At 53.1% G+C, this 17006-nt stretch carries 17 protein-coding genes and 2 tRNA genes; 6 read left to right on the top strand and 13 right to left on the bottom strand.

The annotated features are described in order from the left end of the window. Nucleotides 1-6: 6 nt before the first annotated feature. The 4 genes from nthA to NWP14_RS00515 form a co-directional block, all read right to left on the bottom strand. On the bottom strand, nucleotides 7-630 hold the full coding sequence (gene nthA / locus NWP14_RS00530; RefSeq protein WP_095101530.1) for a nitrile hydratase subunit alpha: 624 nt from the start codon (nucleotides 628-630) through the stop codon (nucleotides 7-9). A gap of 80 nt (nucleotides 631-710) precedes the next feature. Continuing rightward, nucleotides 711-2225: an amidase gene (locus NWP14_RS00525; RefSeq protein WP_375214567.1), complete on the bottom strand. Its 1515-nt coding sequence runs from the start codon at nucleotides 2223-2225 to the stop codon at nucleotides 711-713. Between the two features lie 110 nt (nucleotides 2226-2335). Next, entirely contained in the window at nucleotides 2336-3202 is an 867-nt protein-coding gene (locus NWP14_RS00520; protein WP_095101526.1) for a transporter, read from the bottom strand. Nucleotides 3203-3244: 42 nt separating this feature from the next. Beyond that, nucleotides 3245-4291, bottom strand: a complete 1047-nt coding sequence (locus NWP14_RS00515; RefSeq protein ID WP_346431158.1) for a phenylacetaldoxime dehydratase family protein — start codon at nucleotides 4289-4291, stop codon at nucleotides 3245-3247. A gap of 299 nt (nucleotides 4292-4590) precedes the next feature. On the opposite strand from NWP14_RS00515, the gene NWP14_RS00510 reads away from it, so the two are divergent. Then, nucleotides 4591-5565: a helix-turn-helix domain-containing protein gene (locus NWP14_RS00510; RefSeq protein WP_095101522.1), complete on the top strand. Its 975-nt coding sequence runs from the start codon at nucleotides 4591-4593 to the stop codon at nucleotides 5563-5565. A gap of 68 nt (nucleotides 5566-5633) precedes the next feature. Here NWP14_RS00510 and NWP14_RS00505 read toward each other — a convergent pair whose 3' ends face one another. Next, nucleotides 5634-6137, bottom strand: coding sequence for a Tn3 family transposase (locus NWP14_RS00505; RefSeq protein WP_375215083.1), 504 nt, complete (start codon nucleotides 6135-6137; stop codon nucleotides 5634-5636). 397 nt (nucleotides 6138-6534) lie between these two features. Between NWP14_RS00505 and NWP14_RS00500 the strand changes: the two genes are divergently transcribed. After that, on the top strand, nucleotides 6535-7107 hold the full coding sequence (locus NWP14_RS00500; RefSeq protein ID WP_375215082.1) for a cytochrome b: 573 nt from the start codon (nucleotides 6535-6537) through the stop codon (nucleotides 7105-7107). Continuing rightward, nucleotides 7104-7676, top strand: coding sequence for a YceI family protein (locus NWP14_RS00495; RefSeq protein WP_331834462.1), 573 nt, complete (start codon nucleotides 7104-7106; stop codon nucleotides 7674-7676). The genes NWP14_RS00500 and NWP14_RS00495 overlap by 4 nt, the downstream gene beginning before the upstream one ends. A gap of 302 nt (nucleotides 7677-7978) precedes the next feature. Here NWP14_RS00495 and NWP14_RS00490 read toward each other — a convergent pair whose 3' ends face one another. Beyond that, nucleotides 7979-8674 (bottom strand): phosphohydrolase, encoded by a 696-nt coding sequence (locus NWP14_RS00490; RefSeq protein WP_095101513.1) that lies wholly within the window; start codon nucleotides 8672-8674, stop codon nucleotides 7979-7981. Nucleotides 8675-8716: 42 nt separating this feature from the next. Then, nucleotides 8717-8998, bottom strand: a complete 282-nt coding sequence (gene drpB / locus NWP14_RS00485; RefSeq protein ID WP_331834463.1) for a cell division protein DrpB — start codon at nucleotides 8996-8998, stop codon at nucleotides 8717-8719. Nucleotides 8999-9566: 568 nt separating this feature from the next. On the opposite strand from drpB, the gene NWP14_RS00480 reads away from it, so the two are divergent. Next, nucleotides 9567-10631, top strand: coding sequence for a porin (locus tag NWP14_RS00480; RefSeq protein WP_375214566.1), 1065 nt, complete (start codon nucleotides 9567-9569; stop codon nucleotides 10629-10631). 333 nt (nucleotides 10632-10964) lie between these two features. On the opposite strand, the gene NWP14_RS00475 is transcribed toward NWP14_RS00480, so the two are convergent. Then, nucleotides 10965-11054, bottom strand: a tRNA-Ser gene (locus tag NWP14_RS00475). Between the two features lie 90 nt (nucleotides 11055-11144). On the opposite strand from NWP14_RS00475, the gene mtfA reads away from it, so the two are divergent. Both mtfA and NWP14_RS00465 read left to right on the top strand, forming a co-directional pair. Continuing rightward, a complete protein-coding gene (mtfA, locus tag NWP14_RS00470) occupies nucleotides 11145-11945 on the top strand; it encodes a DgsA anti-repressor MtfA (protein ID WP_375214565.1) in 801 nt (266 codons plus the stop codon). Nucleotides 11946-12045: 100 nt separating this feature from the next. Then, nucleotides 12046-12121: transfer RNA gene (locus NWP14_RS00465), tRNA-Asn, on the top strand. Between the two features lie 422 nt (nucleotides 12122-12543). Here NWP14_RS00465 and NWP14_RS00460 read toward each other — a convergent pair. Genes NWP14_RS00460 through NWP14_RS00440 form a run of 5 tightly spaced genes read right to left on the bottom strand, consistent with a single transcriptional unit; the run spans nucleotide 12544 to nucleotide 16852 of the window. Continuing rightward, entirely contained in the window at nucleotides 12544-13320 is a 777-nt protein-coding gene (locus NWP14_RS00460) for an ABC transporter ATP-binding protein (RefSeq protein ID WP_375214564.1), read from the bottom strand. Next, on the bottom strand, nucleotides 13320-14090 hold the full coding sequence (locus NWP14_RS00455) for an ABC transporter permease (RefSeq protein ID WP_095101307.1): 771 nt from the start codon (nucleotides 14088-14090) through the stop codon (nucleotides 13320-13322). Before NWP14_RS00455 ends, NWP14_RS00460 begins: the two co-directional genes overlap by 1 nt. Next, nucleotides 14087-15094, bottom strand: coding sequence for a glycine betaine ABC transporter substrate-binding protein (locus tag NWP14_RS00450; RefSeq protein WP_095101305.1), 1008 nt, complete (start codon nucleotides 15092-15094; stop codon nucleotides 14087-14089). The genes NWP14_RS00455 and NWP14_RS00450 overlap by 4 nt, the downstream gene beginning before the upstream one ends. A gap of 28 nt (nucleotides 15095-15122) precedes the next feature. Further along, on the bottom strand, nucleotides 15123-15842 hold the full coding sequence (locus tag NWP14_RS00445; RefSeq protein WP_346431156.1) for an aspartate/glutamate racemase family protein: 720 nt from the start codon (nucleotides 15840-15842) through the stop codon (nucleotides 15123-15125). Beyond that, the gene (locus NWP14_RS00440) at nucleotides 15839-16852 is read right to left on the bottom strand and encodes a D-cysteine desulfhydrase (protein WP_095101301.1); all 1014 of its coding nucleotides are present in this window, start codon (nucleotides 16850-16852) and stop codon (nucleotides 15839-15841) included. Before NWP14_RS00440 ends, NWP14_RS00445 begins: the two co-directional genes overlap by 4 nt. Nucleotides 16853-17006 lie beyond the last annotated feature (154 nt).

The raw sequence follows: 17006 nt of genomic DNA, 5'->3' as shown, positions 1-17006 counted from the left end.
CGCTTGCTACTTATCGCCCGGCTGAAGCGCCACTCCCGTGCCAATCATGGCATCACGGGTGACCAGCGCGACAAGCTGCTCCACACTCCAGCCCTCAGTTCCGGCGGGCCTTTCCGGCAGAACCAGATAACGCAACTCAGCGCTGCTGTCCCACACCCGAATTTCCCTGTCTTCACTGATGTTCAGACCAAACTCGGCCAGAACGCTGCGCGGCTCAATGACAATGCGCGATCGGTACGGCGCCGATTTGTACCAGGCGGGCGGAAGACCGAGTGTTGGCCAGGGGTAGCAGGAGCAGAGCGTACAGACCGTCACGTTGTGAACCTCGGGGGTATTTTCAACAACCATCATGTCTTCCCCCTGCACGCCTGAAAAACCCAGTTCGGCAATGGCCTCTGTGCCATCGGCAAGAAGACGGGCCTTGTAATCAGGGTCGCTCCAGGCTTTTGCCACGACAAGCGCACCGTTTCGGGGGCCAATTCGGTGTTCATACGTGTCGATAAGTTCATCCAGCGCCGCAGGATCTACCAGGCCTTTTTCCGTCAGCAGCGACTCCAGCGCTTTCACGCGAAGCGCAATTTCCTCCGGCGGTTCGGTGTGGTCATGGTGGTGTTCGTGGTCGAGAGCCATGATATTTCTCCGATAAATTTAAGGTTATTGCCGGGCCTTTGGTCCGGCGGTTTCACCCTGAGCATACGGGCTGTTAACGGCTACATCTCCTGCCAGTTACCGCTCGCTTCAAACGCGGCGGCGGCCTGATAGATAGTGCTTTCGGCGTAATGGCGCCCAATCAGCATCATGCCGACCGGCAACCCGTCAACCAGCCCGCAGGGCACAGACATGGCTGGATGACCCGTCACGTCTAGCGCAGCCGTGTTGCCAATCATCTCGAATGCCCTGGAGATATACTCGGTAATTGAACTGCCCGGTTGTGGCAGCGGCTGGGCCGTCACCGGGACGGTCGGCATGACCAGCAGATCGAAATCACCGAACGCGCGGTCATAGTCTGCCCGTGCCCGGCGGGCCAGATTCTGTGCCTTCGCGTAATAACGGCCGTTATAGCGCGTCAGGCCATACTGGCCGATGAGCATGCAGATTTTGAGCGAGGGAGAAAGCGTGTCTGCGCTGTCGCGCCAGGCAGCATGTTTGTCCAGCAGGGGGACGTCGTAGAGCCCTTCCCAGTTAAATCCCATACCGTTGCCATGCATCATCTGCATGGTGAGTCCTTCGCAACCAATAGGCGACCACAGCGCGGCGGCAAGCAGATGACCGGGCACTGATACTTCCCGGGCGGATGCGCCAAGACTTTCCAGCCGCGCAACGGCATTACGGACCTTTTCAGCAAGCTGAGGCTGGAGATTGGGTAGCTGGAATCCTTCCGTTACCACCCCGATTTTCAGCCCGCTGACCCCTTTATCAAGCGCAGCGGTATAGTTTCCGCCACGCGAGGTGTACTGGCGCGGGTCAAGCCCGTCCGGTCCGGCCATGACCTCCAGCATCAGGGCATTGTCCTTCACATTCGCGGTAATCGGTCCGGCATGATCGAGGGTGGCTTCAATCGGCATAATGCCGGTATAGGGAACCAGGCCGTGAGTAGGCTTCATGCCGTAAGCGCCGCAGAAAGCGGACGGAATACGGATGGAGCCTCCCTGATCACAGCCTATCGCCATATCCACTTCCCCGGCGGCGACCAGCGCTGCACTGCCCGATGAAGAACCGCCGGCGCTGTACCCCCTGCGCCAGGGATTATGTACCGGAGCGGGGTCTGACGTGTGGCTGCCCCCGGAGAGGCAGAAATGTTCGCAGGTGGCTTTCCCCACAATGGTGGCGCCGGCCTCAAGGAGGCGCGTTACTACGGTGGCGTCAAAAGCAGGTACATGCCCCTCAAGCGAAGCGGCGCCGTTCATCATCGGGACGCCGGCCAGGGAAATATTATCCTTCAGCACCACGGTTTTCCCGACGAGCCGGCCTTCTGGAGCCCCCTGCACTTCGCTTTTGTAATACCAGGCATTCAGCTGATTTTCTTCGCCCTCCGGGCGGTATCCTTTTTCACGCGGATATTCAACCTGTGGGATTTCATCCTGTAGCTCCTCAATCAGGTCATAGGCATCGAGATTTGGCTGCATAAGGGCAAGATATTCTGCCGCTTCGCTCTCAGAAATCTGCAGATGAAGCTCGCGTGCAAGCTGCTGCAACTGACTGGCATTGGGACGTTCAATGGACATATTTATTCCTTACATGAAAAATGACTGACTGAATCCTGTTCTGAACATAACGCACCGGCACTGCCTCTACCTGGCTGAGACGGACAGTGACCTGGTCACAAAGGACAGCGTCAGAAAACGCGTGCATAGCGGAGATTCAACCGGAAATTCTCTTCCGCGCCGTTTTCAACGCGCAGATCCCTTCCCAGCTGTATCTGGAACTGATCGCGAGGGGTCACAAATTTGGTTGCTGTGATACGGACGTTGGTGGTCTGCGCCGGATTATCCTGATTTTCACCGTCAACAGTTGTTTCACCGCCCCAGGTCTGACCGAAACCCAGACCGAACGCCAGTGTAGGATCAGGCATATAACGTCCCATAATCTGGGCTGCCCACGCGTTATCCTGCTGAAGGCGGGATGAACCAGGCCCATAATCGTTATTGTCACCGTACCAGATGGCATCACCGACCACGTCCAGCGCCCACTTTTCAGTGAAATATTTCACCCAGGCCGCCTGCAGGTCGACCTTCCAGCGGTTCTCTCCCAGATTCAGCGCATCGTTGTGGTCATAGCTGCCGCTGGGCACATAGAGATAAGGAGCAAAGCCAAAAATGTCGCCTCCTGCGTTGAGTTTGACCTTCAAAGGTACGGTAAGGATCAGATCGCTGGTACCATTGGCTGAGCCGAGGGAAGCCGCATCGCCGCCGCCAGATATCCGCCCGAAAGGCAACAGAAACTGCGGGTCCAGCGTTGCTGACTCAGAAATCTGTACGGTATGCAGCAGACGCAACATGCCGATATCAGAAGTCAGGTTGTAATCAGAGCTGACTTTGTCACCGCGGGAGTGCGCTGAGCCGGTTGAGGCGTGCTGATAATAAAGCAGCCCCACCGTGGTGCCGTCGGGAAATTGACTGTAGTCGCCAGGCGCGACTTCAACGGCGAGCGCTGGCACAGAACCAAGCAATATGGCAGGCAGGAAAAAGCGTAATGCGTGCATAAAGTAATCCCCCGGAGAATTGTTGATGGATAGCGATGTTGTTCAGCGTTGAGCGTCACGCAGCATCCCGGTCATAGGATGGCAGTTGATGTACTCGAAGGTCTGAAAGCGGACGTCTGAAACGGAAACCTCGTGGTAAAGCCGCAGTTTCTGCAGACCGGTTACCACCCGGAAAAACGTGGTGAAGATGCGAAGATGCGTGGGGTGCGATTCAGCCCAGCGCTCAAGCCGGTCCAGTGAACGCCAGAAGCCGATATCGTAGGCAATATCCAGCAGATTTCCGTTGATATCCACGTTGCGGACAAAGCGGTTGCTGTAGCAGCCGAGCGTCTGACCTTCATCCCTCAGAAAATCCATACCAGCCTGCAAAGGAGGGAGCATCTCTGTGAAGTAAAGCTGACGCTCCTGCTCATCCGCCGCCATCCAGTCCTGCCCTGAACGGATAAGCGCGATGTTGTCATGGCCCTGCACCACCACCCTGCCGCCGGCATCAGGATCGCCCGAAATAATGCGCAGTCCATCGTCAGGCTGCAGCCAGTCATTCTGAGAGGCCGGAATACGGTCACGCACGGATCCCCAGTAGCCGTGCTCCTGAATCTCTCCGCTGATCTTGTCCATTACCGCGCCGACGCCCGGCAGATCTTCTTTAAAGGCATACAGCGTCTCAAACTGCTCCGCCCGCGGGGCAATAACTTCCCGGAAATAACCGACGTCATCCTGCAGACGTTCATCAGAAGACCACCAGTGATCGAGCTCCGGCTGACGGACCCAGCGGCAGTACGCAGCCGGATCCCGCCAGTACCCCACTACGATAAAATTACCGTAGCCCTGGTTGTCGGTATGAAAAGAGATATCATGATTACCCGGCCCGTCGCTCAGGCTGAAGGTCGACACAATGTGCTGCATTGCCCGGACAGCGTTCTCACGCTTTTCCTCCCGAAACTGCACGCCCAGATAGGCCATAACGACCTGCGTCAGATCGCTACCGGCCCGTCCGGCAAACATCGGGAACGGTGGCTGATAATCGTCATGAACCCGGCGGGAAAGCGTTCGCGGGCATTTCAGGTGTTTATCAATGGCAGATTCCATAAAGACTCCCGGTAAATAGTTTCAGCGATGGGTTAATTCACCATTGATACTAAGGAGAAATCTGCCGGATACCTGGCTCAACCGGACAATCGTCTGGCTGGGAGGGACACCCCTGATATTTATAAATCAGGGGGGACTCGTGATGAAAAGAAACAGTGCAGCACTGCCCGTTAATAGTGCGCCCCCCGTCGTTTGGCGTATCTGAATACATCAATTCTCTCTGAAATCTCTCGCAAAACAGTCATGGCGCAAATATTGCTTTCAGTTTGAAACAATTCATTCTGATATGAGGTGTCGCCGTGAACAGTCATTCCGCCTCCCGGGATATACGCTATTCCACCGAACATGTTTCAGTGCATCACCGTTTCGAATACTGGAATGATGTTATTCTTCGTCACTGCATTCCTTCAGATGGCAAACCGCTTGCTGACGGCAGGTTTGACGGTGAACTGGCCGTGCGTGAAGTGGGTCTGGTGGATGTCTGCACTCTCACTTCAACGCTTCACCACTGGGAGCGAAAATCACGACATCTGCGAACGGGACCGGACGATGATTTGTGGCTCGGTTATATTCAGGGGGGATACGGACAGCTGGAACAGGGGGGACGAAAGGCATGCCTGGCGTCTAATGACCTGGTTCTTTATGATGCGGCACAGACTTTTCGCTTCAGCATCGGGGGCAAAAATAACCATCTCATACGGATCCCCCGACATCTGCTGGCAGGAAAAGTGCCTGCCAGCGACGCCCTGACCGCCACGGTCCTTGATGATACCCGTCCGGGCGTTATTCCGCTGCGTGAGATGATTTGCCAGGCAGCGAATACGCCCGTTCTGGTCAACAATTCGGATGTGGCCAGTCGCTTTTCACAAACGATGCTGGATCTGCTGATACTGAGCCTGGAGCTTCAGGATCACCATAACGTGGCTTCAGAACGCGATTTATATGCAAAAATGAGAAGCTATATCAGCAGAAATCTAACTAATCCTGAGCTAAGCGTTGAGAATATTGCTCTCGCTCACCACGTGTCAGTACGCACCGTGACCCGGACTTTTGCCCGGCATCAGAAAACGCCAGCAGCCGTTATCTGGCAGGAACGGCTTTTGGCCAGCCGCGATGCGCTAGAACAAGGGCGAGTATGCAGCGTATCTGAGGCTGCCCTTGACTACGGATTCTCTGATTTCACTCACTTCAGTCATGCATTCCGGAAAGCATTTGGCGTCACGCCCAGCTCGCTCCTGAGGCAGAAAAGCCGGTTCTTTATACAGCCCGGATAGATTGTGAAACGTAAGCAAAGCAGATAATTGATTGTTTAAATAGAAATTTAATGTTCTCAATTCTCCCTTCAGAATATCCTCCGCCAGCGTGGACGTATATACCTCTGCATCAGTAGGGATAACCGGGCGATATTCTCATCCCCGATTTCTTCATCATTACTGCGCATCCAGCTCACGGCTTCCTGCATATAAAGCGTGTTCCACAGTACCCCGGCGTTAGTAACCAGCTCTGCTGAACCCAGTCGATCTTCCTGCCATTCACAATACCGTTTTCCGATCTCTGCGCGCGGTCCGTGGCCGCTCGCTCGCGCCATTGCATGACGGGTGATATCCTTCAGCACGCCATAATCGACATATTTATCCACACGCCAGAATACAGTAGCTCCTGCATCAGCCAGACGGAGAGAAAACTGATAGCCTGGCAACCACAAAAGACCGAAGATCGGATCGCTGGAGCCGGCCATATTTGTCATTATCTCAGTCGGGTTTGTCCGGAGCAGCCTTTCCAGTACAAGTATGGAATCCCTTAGCGTATCTGGGTACGCCAGCGTCATGAAATCCTGATAGCCGATCTGAAATGAGTTTGCGACAGGTGATGCCGCGGCTTGAGCAAAGTATTTTGCGGATTAGTGCCGCATCGTCCTCAATGGATATATTGGGATAAACCCGGCGCTAACTATAACTCAACCAAAGTCCATCGTATCAACCATCCGGACTAATGCGATCGGTTATAAGATTCTCTATTTTTAAAATAAAGAAATGAATATTTTTTTGAATTTATGTAAACCTCATTTACATAAATAAATGCATTCAATTTAGCTTGCCGCTGAATATTTGTAGAAAAAAAGGAGTTTTGAACAATAAATTTGAATCAGAGTTAAAATCAAGATTAATTTTAACTTAATGATTGATTAATTAATGAAACAAAGTCATTGTACTTTTTTTGTTACATAATCGAGCGTTTTGAAAATGCGTCTGGTAAACTCACAATCAAATTATGGTTTTATATCCATGACGCTGCACTGGCTAACGGCCGTCGTGGTGTATGCGATGTTCGCACTCGGGTTGTGGATGGTTACATTAGGATATTATGATACCTGGTACCATAGGGCCCCAGGAATCCATAAGGGAATTGGTATTCTTTTAATGATGGGGCTCATAATTCGTATTTTGTGGCGGTTTATATCCCCACCCCCTCCTGCGTTAAAAAGTTATTCTAAGTTAACGCGTGTCGCTGCTGGATTCGTTCATTCATTACTTTATCTGGCACTTTTCACTATCGTCATTAGCGGGTATCTCATATCTACAGCTGATGGCAAATCTATAACCGTCTTTGACTGGTTTAGTGTACCGGCGATCGTATCGGATGCTGCGATACAGGCCGACATTGCCGGCGTATTACACCTATGGGTAGCATGGGGAGTTGTCATTGTATCTATTCTTCATGGACTCATAGCGTTTAAACACCATTTTATTGATAAAGACGAAACGCTACTCAGAATGCTGGGTAAAACGTCTTCACACCCTGAGGTTAAAAAATGAAGAAACGCTTGCTGGGACTTTCTCTGTTTACCGCGATGTTCATTTCAGGATCAGCTTTAGCTGCTGATTATAAAATTGATAAAGAAGGCCAACATGCATTTGTAAACTTCAAAATTAAACATCTTGGTTACAGCTGGTTGTACGGGACATTTAAAGACTTCGATGGCACTTTCACCTATGACAAAAGTAATCCATCGGCTGATAAGGTTAATGTAAAAATCGCTACCAATAGCCTTGATACCAATCACGCTGAACGTGACAAACACCTGAGAAGTGCTGATTTCCTCAATACAGCCAAGTTCCCTGAAGCGACGTTTGTATCTACGGCAGTCAAAAAGAATGGTGAAAAGCTTGATATCACCGGTGATTTGACACTGAATGGCGTTACCCGTCCTGTTGTTCTGGACGCGAAACTTATTGGTCAGGGCGATGACCCATGGGGCGGCAAACGTGCTGGATTTGAGGCTACAGGCAACATTCACCTCAAAGACTTCAATATTAAAAGCGACCTCGGGCCGGCATCACAAGATGTGGAGCTTATTATCTCGGTTGAAGGTATCCAACAGTAATGGAATAACTCCCGGATATAACAGATCCGGGAGTTATTTAGTTAATATGAGGATAGAGAAGTTTAGTGCCCATATTCGGGACTGTCTGAGCGTTAAAAAAACGCACCTTCGAACGAAGGGGCGTTTTTTCATTTTGGGACTTTATTGATCCACTGTTTTTCCTTTCCCTTCATCTCTGTCAGCATTGAAGGAAGGGGTAGCCCGGGCAGCGGAAGCCGGGGTTGGATAAAAAAGTGGGTCATGAGTTTACCCTCAGGCCAAGGGCGGGTTGAGCGCAGATATCACACATAGCACAGGCAGTTTTAAGCCTGTGGGTCAAAGCGACGCAAAACCGCTTCATCCAGCGCGATGGGGTCGCCCTGCAGCTCCGAACTGAGCTTCGCCATAAACTGCACGAGGAAGCGGGCGTTGTGTTCCGCCATCGCTCTCCCTTCATCGGTTTGCATCGTTTTTGGCAGCCTCAGCAGCTTGCACTGAAAATGGTCCAGCGCATAGGTACGATCGTCCAGCTTACGCCTGTCGGCAAAAGGATCGTCAGCATCAAACAGGATATTATTCAGCGCGCCGGAAACCGCGAAAACGCGTGCCAGGCCAATCGCCCCCAGGGACTCAAGCCGGTCGGCATCCTGGACAATCTTCGCCTCTTCGCTCAGGGGAGGAATACCGGCGCTGAAGCTATGCGCCTCGATGGCGTGCAGCACGGCCGGATAGCGGTCGACGGGAAAATCGGCAAATGACGACTGCAGAATGCTCTGCGTCTTTTTCGCCGCCATCACCGATGAGCGGCTGCGTTCGGGGTGGTTTTTCGCCAGGCTCACAATGTCATGAAAGTAGCAGGCGGTCAGGATCACCAAACGGTCAACCTGCCGGTTGGCGGCCAGCCGTTGAGCGGTGCTCCACACGCGACGAAAATGTGAGATGTCGTGAGCGGAGTCGCCCTGCGAGTGATGGCCTATCAGCCAGGTTTCAAATCGTTGCTGCCAGTCAACCAGTTCCATGCGCTTTCCTTTGAGAGAAGGTAGGTTGCGATCATAGCAACTTTAATCCTGATGTTCATATCTCCTGCCATCAGGCCGCGTATACCAGGCGATAGCCCCAAGGATTAACCCGACGATACCCAGGACAAGAAAACCCAGCAGCGCGCCCAGCCATTTACCCGTCGTCGAACCCAGATCCCCGTCAATACCCACTCCGGGCATACTTTGAATGTGCCCGACGACCCACCAGTAGCGCGCCATTGCCCACAGGAAATAACCGCAAAAGGCGTAAAAAGCCCATAGCGCCAGCTTCCCACCGAGACTCCGTTTCGCTTTCTCTTCCATTTAACCGCTCTCCTTCCTCAGTAACGAAACGTCACTTGCAATAAAAATGTGATTTTAGTCACATTATACAGCGAAGTTTGCCATCAGGCATCCGCAACGTCCGGGGATTTTCATCGACGAATCGATGCCTCCTGCGCAGCCTCTCGCCTGCTCCCGATAGATAATATGTCCTACACTCCCCCCGCTATATTATTTCCCTGAACAACCGACTTTATATTCCTCCGTTAGCGGTTATTTTTCGAAATTCCCGATCGTAGAAGAAGGATATTTATCGCCAGAACATACCTGAGACGCTAAACCATAAACACCATAAATTTTATAACGAGCATGAATTCACAACCACCATCAATAATTCATTGTTATAAAAGACAATAAACCAAAATAATAGCTCACTTATAACCTATAGAATATTAATATAAAGAACCAAAATGAAACATTTTGTAATATTACATATAATTTACTTACATTTTTAATTTAAATAAAAATGAACCTTCGCAGATAGTATTTATTTTGCATCGAGCACGACTCTTTGACATTCACATTAATTATAAATAAAAGGGAATATATAATGAAAAGAAAAGTACTGGCAATTCTGGTGCCGTCCTTATTAATTTCTGGGGCCGCTAGCGCAGCGGAAATCTATAATAAGAGCGGTAATAAAGTCGATTTCTACGGCAAAATGGTCGGCGAGCATATTATGACCGATACCGACGAAGGCAATCGCAACTCTGAAGATACCTCCTATGCGCGGTTCGGCGTTAAGGGTGAAACGCAGATCAACAACGACCTGACCGGCTACGGTCAGTTTGAGTACAATATGAAAGCTAACCGGCCAGAAGGCGACCAGGGCAGCGCGACCCGTCTGGCATTTGCCGGTTTAAAATACGCCAACTACGGTTCATTTGATTATGGCCGTAACTACGGGGCGGTATACGACGCAGCGGGCTACACCGATATGCTGGTTGAGTGGGGCGGCGACGGTCTGGTGCATACCGATAACTTTATGACCGGCCGTGCCAACGGCGTTGCTACATATCGCAATACTGACTTTTTTGGCCTGTCCGATGGGCTGAACTTTGCTCTCCAGTACCAGGGTAAAAATACCAACCGCGATCGTCTGAAAGCAAACGGCGACGGTTACAGCATGTCCGTTGACTACAGCCTCGACGGATTTGGTTTTGCCGCCGCCTACGGTAATTCCGACCGTACTGACGAACAGACTGCCGACGGCAAAGGCGAAACGGCGGAAGTCTGGAGCATCGCGGCGAAGTATGATGCCAATAGCCTGTATACGGCCGTTATGTATGCCGAATCACGCAATATGCTCCCGATGGAAAATAGCATCATCGCCAATAAAACGCAGAGCGTTGAAGCCGTCGTTCAGTACCAGCTCGATTTCGGTCTGCGCCCTTCCCTGGGCTACGTCTTCGCGAAAGGTCAGGATCTCGGCAACAACAGGCACGGCAATGCAGAGATCATGAACTATGTTGAGCTGGGTACCTGGTACTACTTCAACAAAAACTTCAACGTCTACACCGCCTATAAATTCAATCTTCTCGATGAGGAAGACAGCATTGTCACCGGTGCGGCGACTGACAATCAGTTCGCGGTCGGTATCAACTATCAGTTCTGATGCTATTTCACCAACCTAAGCCCGCCTCGTGCGGGCTTTTTTGTTAGCGGCTGACCGATACCAGATTCAGAGATAACCTAAGGCGCAATCGCCGGCAGTGGCTCATTTTTAAATGGGCGCAACCACAGGCTGCATCACACGACTTAGCTCACAAAATGAAGGAGATACTGGCAAACTGCTACCTTGAGCAATCGCTAAGTGATAGCTTATGAGGGCGTGAGAAGCGTTCAATCCCGTCCAGCGAGAGCCGGCATCAGATGGCATACGTAACGGTATACTGAACAACAGGAATTTAATTAAAGGATTTCGAATCAGATAGATGGAAAGATGAAGTGGCGGAGAGAGGGGGATTTGAACCCCCGGTAGAGTTGCCCCTACTCTAGTTTTCGAGACTAGTCCGTTCAGCCGCTCCGGCATCTCTCCGCTGTTGAGGTTGCTATAATGCCAGGTTCTTTGGCATTTTAATAGTTCCTGTCTCTTTAATTATGTTCAAGTGACGACTTTGCGAGCAATGTGATGTTTAAATGGCCCTGGAAAGCAAATGAAGAGTCCGACAGTGCGGGAATTCCGTGGGAACAGGCGCTTGCCATTCCTGTTTTAGCCAACCTGTCCACACAGGAGCAGCAGCAGCTTGTGCAGATGGCGGCGCGCTTTCTGCAGCAAAAACGCCTGGTTGCCCTACAGGGGCTGGAGCTGAGTCCGCTACAAAGCGCGCGCATCGCGATGCTGTTTTGCCTGCCGGTTCTCGAGCTCGGTATTGAGTGGTTGGACGGTTTCCACGAGGTGCTTATCTACCCTGCCCCGTTCGTCGTTGATGATGAGTGGGAAGATGACATTGGCCTGGTGCATAACCAGCGGGTCGTGCAATCAGGACAAAGCTGGCAGCAGGGGCCCATTATTCTTAACTGGCTGGATATTCAGGACTCTTTCGACGCATCTGGTTTTAACCTCGTAGTACACGAAGTGGCGCACAAGCTTGATACCCGTAACGGCGATCGCGCCAGCGGCGTACCGCTAATACCCTTACGCGAGGTTGCCGGCTGGGAACACGATCTCCATGCGGCCATGAACAACATTCAGGATGAGATTGACCTGGTCGGCGAGAGCGCCGCCAGTATTGATGCCTACGCCGCAACCGACCCGGCGGAGTGTTTTGCCGTCCTGTCAGAATATTTCTTTAGCGCACCAGAACTCTTCGCCCCACGTTTTCCGGCGCTTTGGCAACGTTTCTGCCACTTTTACCGCCAGGACCCGCTGCAAAGATTACGTGATAATGAAGAGCAGGACGCGGACGACACGCGAATTGTGCACTAAAACAACGAGCTGAGCTAAATTTAGCCATCTGAATCAGCTAGTTAAATTTAGTATTGACACAAAAATGCGGGGCCAGTAGTATGCGCCTCGTTCAAACGATTCCTCTGTAGTTCAGTCGGTAGAACGGCGGACTGTTAATCCGTATGTCACTGGTTCGAGTCCAGTCAGAGGAGCCAAATTCTTGTTTTCATGCCGCTTTGCGAATCCCTATGTGATTCAGCTCCAATAAGCCAGCGTGAAAAGTCTTCCCAATGTGTTTCCATTTCCCTCAGCATCGGGAAAATCTGGTGGCCATATTTGAGATCAGACTGGTTCGATAACCAAACGTCCACCAAATTTCTCTTAACGACGCAAAAATCCGCAGCTTAAAACCATCCGCTAAACCCTTCAAAGTTTCCGATTCTCATGCCCTGTACCAGCTGTTTAATCCAGGCGGTTCACGTCTTCTTTAGTATCTTGATGGCTCCGCTCTGATTGAGTCCCTCCGGCGTTGCCAGAAGCACCGGATTACGCACCGGCAGGCGTTACTCTTCCTTACGAGCAAAAAGCGATAATTACGCATTACATTCAGCAAATTAGAGACACGAGCGCGCCGTTTTCATCCTAAGTGTCGCTTAGCCTCCTGACGTACCCGGTGCAGTACATGATGTTTGATCCCGCTATAGGCCGGGTGTTCAGACAGCGTCTCGATATCGCGCTCCCGGCCAAAAGGCAGGACGATCTCCTCGACGATTTTTCCGGGCTTCGCCGACATAATCAGAATACGATCGGCAAGGAACAGCGCCTCTTCGACGTCGTGAGTCACAAACAACAGCGTGGTGCCGGTATTAAGCCAGGCATCGCGCAAGAGTTCCTGCATCATCAGACGCGTTTGCGCATCCAGCGCCCCGAACGGTTCATCAAGTAGCAACGCTTCCGGCCCCGGCAGCCAGGCGCGGGCCAGCGCCACGCGCTGTTTCATCCCACCCGAGAGCTGCCACGGCGCATGATGTTCAAACCCTTTCAATCCTACCCGCGCCAGCCACTCCAGCGCCTGCGCGTTGACCTCTGATTTGTGATATTTCCTCAATCGTGGGCCAAATGTGACGTTTTCCAGTACCGACAGCCAGGGGAACAAATTCGGCTGCTGGAAGATCATTCCCCGGTCCGGCCCCGGCAGACGCACCGTTTTGCCGCCTGCCGCCACACGCCCGCGGTCCGGCTTATTGAATCCGGCGACCAGGTTCAGAATCGTGGACTTGCCACAGCCGGAGGGCCCCAGCAGCACCACGAATTCCCCTTTTTCCAGCGACAGGCTGATGTCTTCCAGCACCGTAAACGGATGCGGTTTTGCCGCAAAAGCGAGCGATACGTTTTCCAATGTAATAGCACTCATTACTCTTTCCCCGCCCAGGGCACAAAAAAGCGCTGCAGCCCCAGCAGCAATAAATCCAGTAAATAACCGATACCGCCGAGCAGCAGGATCCCCAGCATCACGATATCGGTTCGCAGATAAGAACTGGCGTTAATCACCATCCAGCCGAGACCGGAACTTGCCGCCACCATTTCCGCCGCGATGAGCGATGTCCAGCCGATCCCGATGGACAATCTGACGGTGGTAAATAGTTCTGGCAGCGCATCCGGCAACACCACGCGCAGAAAAATCTGTTTGCGCGAAGCGCCGAGCGTTTGCGCGACACGAATGCGCGAACGGCCAATACGCTCCACCGCAGCGGACGCCCCCACGACCACGCTCAGAAAGGTGGCGATGAAAATCAGGAAGAACTTAGACGCCTCCCCGATCCCCAGCCAGACGACCGCCAGAGGAATAAGCGCGATCTTGGGCAGCGGGCGCAAAAACTGTACAAATGGATTCAGTACCGCCGCCAGACCTTCCGACAAGCCCATCAGTAATCCCAGGGGAATGCCGATGATAATGGCTACGGAAAAAGCGCTTAATGCGCGAGCCAGGCTAACCGCAACATGCTCCCACAAAGGCACCTGCCGATAGCCATCGGCCAGCAGCTCTTCGGTCGTCAGGCCAATTTCCTGCAGCGACGGAAGCAGCAGCGGGTCCACCCATTGCCGCATCGCCGCCACCTGCCAGAGGATAAAGAAAACAGACACCGAAACGACGCTGATGGCGATGTGATAACTCAATCTCATGGCGCGACTACCGCCGCGTCACGGATGTAGCGGGAGTTTATGGCGCTATCCCAGTTCGCCGGGATATCACGTTTGCGGATCTCACCAATCCCCGCCAGGAAGTTAGAGGTCTTTGTCAGCGCTTTCCCGATACCGCTGTCGGTCGTATGGGTTCCGTTGCCAAGCCAGTCCGCCGTACCCTGCTGCGTCAGGGTTGGGTATTCCAGCCCACCCAACGTATTCGCGGCAGTCGTCACCGGCGCCCCCACCTCTTTCGCCACAATCGCCGCCGCACGTTCCGGGTCGGCCTTAAACTCATCAACTTTTTCCTGATGAACTCGCAGGAACGCGCTGACGGTTTGCGGATACTGCTCGGCAAAGGCTTTACGCACGACGTAGTTGTTATAAATCAGGTAGCCATCCTTTTGCAGATCTTTGGTCGCGAACACCTGATGCCCGCCGGAGGCCTCAAGTTCCTGAGCAAACGGCGCCCAGACATAGCCCGCGTCGATATCGCCGCGTTTCCAGGCTGCGACCATTTCCGCCGGACGCAGCGGCAATAACGTTATTTTGCTGCGATCGAGCCGGTTGACGCTGATAGCGGCCTCAAGCGCATATTGCGCCGTCGAGTTTGGCGGATAGGCGACCCGTTTGCCCTCTATATCCTTAATACTGCTAATGCCGTCTTTACCTATCAAACGCTCGTAGCTGGCGATCACCCCCGAAACGCCGACAATCTCCACCGGCAGCTTTCTGACAATGCCCGCCGTTGCCGGGCTGGAGCCGAAATTGGCAATATCAATCGCGTTGCTGGCAAAATAATTTAACGCATCCGCGCCGGACGCAAATTGCACCCATTTAACCTTACTGTTTAATGCCTTATCCAAAGAACCATCGGCTTTTGCCAGCATCAGCACCTGAGAGCCGCCGCTATATGCTACCCGGACCTCCGCGGGCGCGTCGGCAAAGCTGGTATTGACCCACAGGCCACCTGCTGCAAGGAATACGCAGAGACTTTTCTTCATTTAATTTATCCTTTAAATAATAACGTTATTAATGCCACGTCTCGCGCTGCGCCAGCCATAGGTGCGCGCACTGCTGCGCCAGCGCTTCTGCGGGGTCAATCGACACGGCTAAATGCGGGGATGCTACCTCCGCCAGCGCAACCGGCACTTCCGTGCAGGCCAGCACCAGCCTCTCTGCGCCACGATCGCGCAGTGCCTGAGCCTGCAAACTCAGCAGCTCACCGCCGGCACGCAGTTCGCCCCGTTTCACGGCATAGCACCCCGGCACAAACAGCTGCCGTAGCTCTTCTGCCGTCGGCAGCACGCTGTTGATACCCAGTGCGGAGAAACCGTGCTGGAACCAACCGGCATCAAGCGTCCCCTGAGTGGCGATAACCCCGACCCGGCGAGGTTTCTCTTTCCCCTCGAACGCCGCCAGCGTAGCGTCCACGATATGCAGCAACGGCGCATCGCTGCGCTGCGCCAGCGCCTCATACCAGTGATGCGCGGTATTACAGGCGATCGCAATATGGCTGGCGCCCACGCGATTCAGCTGCTCCACCGCGTGCAGCAGCTGCGGCAGCGGCGATGGCCCCTTCCCCGCCAGCGCCTGTTGACGATCGGCAATTTGCGGGACGTTCCATACCACATGTGGAATTTGCTGCTGGTCGCTTTCGGCGGGCGTTGCGCGCAGCAGTTTATGCATCAAATCCAGCGTCGCCAGCGGCCCCATGCCGCCAACGATCCCCAGAAGAAAAGGTTTACTCATGATGACAAAGAGTCCGCAATCACCTGACGATAGCCAAACAGGCCCGCGCTTCCGCCCGTATGGATAAACACCACATTCTCATCCTGGCGAAAATGACCTTTACGGATCAGATCAATCAGTCCGGCCATGCCTTTACCGGAGTAAACGGGATCGAGCAGAATCCCCTCGTGCTGCGCCAGCAGCTGCAGCGCTTCAAGCATCCCCGCGGTGGGCAGGCCATAGCCTTCCCCCACATAATCACCGTTCGCGACCACGGCCTCACGCGGCAATTCACCCGGCACGCCGAGCAGTTCCCGCGTCTGTTGCGCCAGGCGCCAGACGTTTTGCTCCTGTTTATCGCGCGGCGCGCGAACGCTGATCCCGAGCAGAGGAATATCGCTGTTGGTGGCGCTTAAGCCCGCGATCAGGCCGGCCTGCGTACCCGCGCTGCCGGTGGCATGAACGATACGATCGATACGCAGCCGTAGCTGGCTGGACTGCCAAAGCAACTCTTCCGCGCAGGCTACATAGCCCAGAGCCCCGATAGCATTCGAACCGCCGCCAGGGATGACGTAAGGGGTATGGCCCTGCGCGCGCAGGCTTTCCGCATGTTGCTCCATCGCCTGCTGCATATCCGTGCCGCCGGGCAAATGGGCAATAATTTTGCCGCCGAGCAAACCATCCAGCAGCACGTTGCCGGATTGCTGATATTCATCACCCAACGTGGTGACGCGCTGTTCGAGAAAAATATGCGTTTCCAGACCCAGTCTGGCCGCCGCCGCGACGGTCTGACGCACATGATTAGACTGCGTGGCGCCCTGGGTAATAATAATGTTCGCCCCTTTTTCCTGAGCATCCCCCAGCAAAAATTCAAGTTTGCGGGTTTTATTACCGCCGGTGGCAAGGCCGGTACAATCATCACGTTTTATCCAGATATTTGGCCCCCCCAGCAAACGCGAAAGCTGAGTGAGAGGCTCCAGTGGCGTCGGGAAATGGCCAAAATGAAGACGGGGAAAACGCGCCAGGTGCATAATATCTCCTGTAAAAAAAGGCTCCGCAGCAAATTAAAATTCGCCGGCGGGAGTAAGAAAGGTTCGTGGAATATGGGAGTGACTATATTGATTTTTCCACTCGCGGTTTACCAAGTTTTTCAGCTATGGTTATGTTGATAAAATATATATAAAA

The sequence above is a fragment of the Klebsiella sp. C349492 genome, assembly GCF_042055345.1.
GTDB lineage: Bacteria > Pseudomonadota > Gammaproteobacteria > Enterobacterales > Enterobacteriaceae > Klebsiella > Klebsiella scottii.
The sequence above is the reverse complement of the archived record's forward strand: the minus strand, read 5'-3'. Positions and strand labels throughout refer to the sequence as shown.

Excerpts from the sequence above, each read along its gene's own strand:
- nthA (WP_095101530.1), bottom strand. The coding sequence starts at position 630 with ATGGCTCTCGACCACGAACACCACCATGACCACACCGAACCGCCGGAG.
- NWP14_RS00440 (WP_095101301.1), bottom strand. The coding sequence starts at position 16,852 with ATGCACCTGGCGCGTTTTCCCCGTCTTCATTTTGGCCATTTCCCGACG.
- NWP14_RS00445 (WP_346431156.1), bottom strand. The coding sequence starts at position 15,842 with ATGAGTAAACCTTTTCTTCTGGGGATCGTTGGCGGCATGGGGCCGCTG.
- NWP14_RS00450 (WP_095101305.1), bottom strand. The coding sequence starts at position 15,094 with ATGAAGAAAAGTCTCTGCGTATTCCTTGCAGCAGGTGGCCTGTGGGTC.
- NWP14_RS00490 (WP_095101513.1), bottom strand. The coding sequence starts at position 8,674 with ATGGAACTGGTTGACTGGCAGCAACGATTTGAAACCTGGCTGATAGGC.
- NWP14_RS00515 (WP_346431158.1), bottom strand. The coding sequence starts at position 4,291 with ATGGAATCTGCCATTGATAAACACCTGAAATGCCCGCGAACGCTTTCC.
- NWP14_RS00455 (WP_095101307.1), bottom strand. The coding sequence starts at position 14,090 with ATGAGATTGAGTTATCACATCGCCATCAGCGTCGTTTCGGTGTCTGTT.
- NWP14_RS00500 (WP_375215082.1), top strand. The coding sequence starts at position 6,535 with ATGCGTCTGGTAAACTCACAATCAAATTATGGTTTTATATCCATGACG.
- NWP14_RS00495 (WP_331834462.1), top strand. The coding sequence starts at position 7,104 with ATGAAGAAACGCTTGCTGGGACTTTCTCTGTTTACCGCGATGTTCATT.
- NWP14_RS00480 (WP_375214566.1), top strand. The coding sequence starts at position 9,567 with ATGAAAAGAAAAGTACTGGCAATTCTGGTGCCGTCCTTATTAATTTCT.
- NWP14_RS00460 (WP_375214564.1), bottom strand. The coding sequence starts at position 13,320 with ATGAGTGCTATTACATTGGAAAACGTATCGCTCGCTTTTGCGGCAAAA.
- NWP14_RS00520 (WP_095101526.1), bottom strand. The coding sequence starts at position 3,202 with ATGCACGCATTACGCTTTTTCCTGCCTGCCATATTGCTTGGTTCTGTG.
- drpB (WP_331834463.1), bottom strand. The coding sequence starts at position 8,998 with ATGGAAGAGAAAGCGAAACGGAGTCTCGGTGGGAAGCTGGCGCTATGG.
- NWP14_RS00525 (WP_375214567.1), bottom strand. The coding sequence starts at position 2,225 with ATGTCCATTGAACGTCCCAATGCCAGTCAGTTGCAGCAGCTTGCACGC.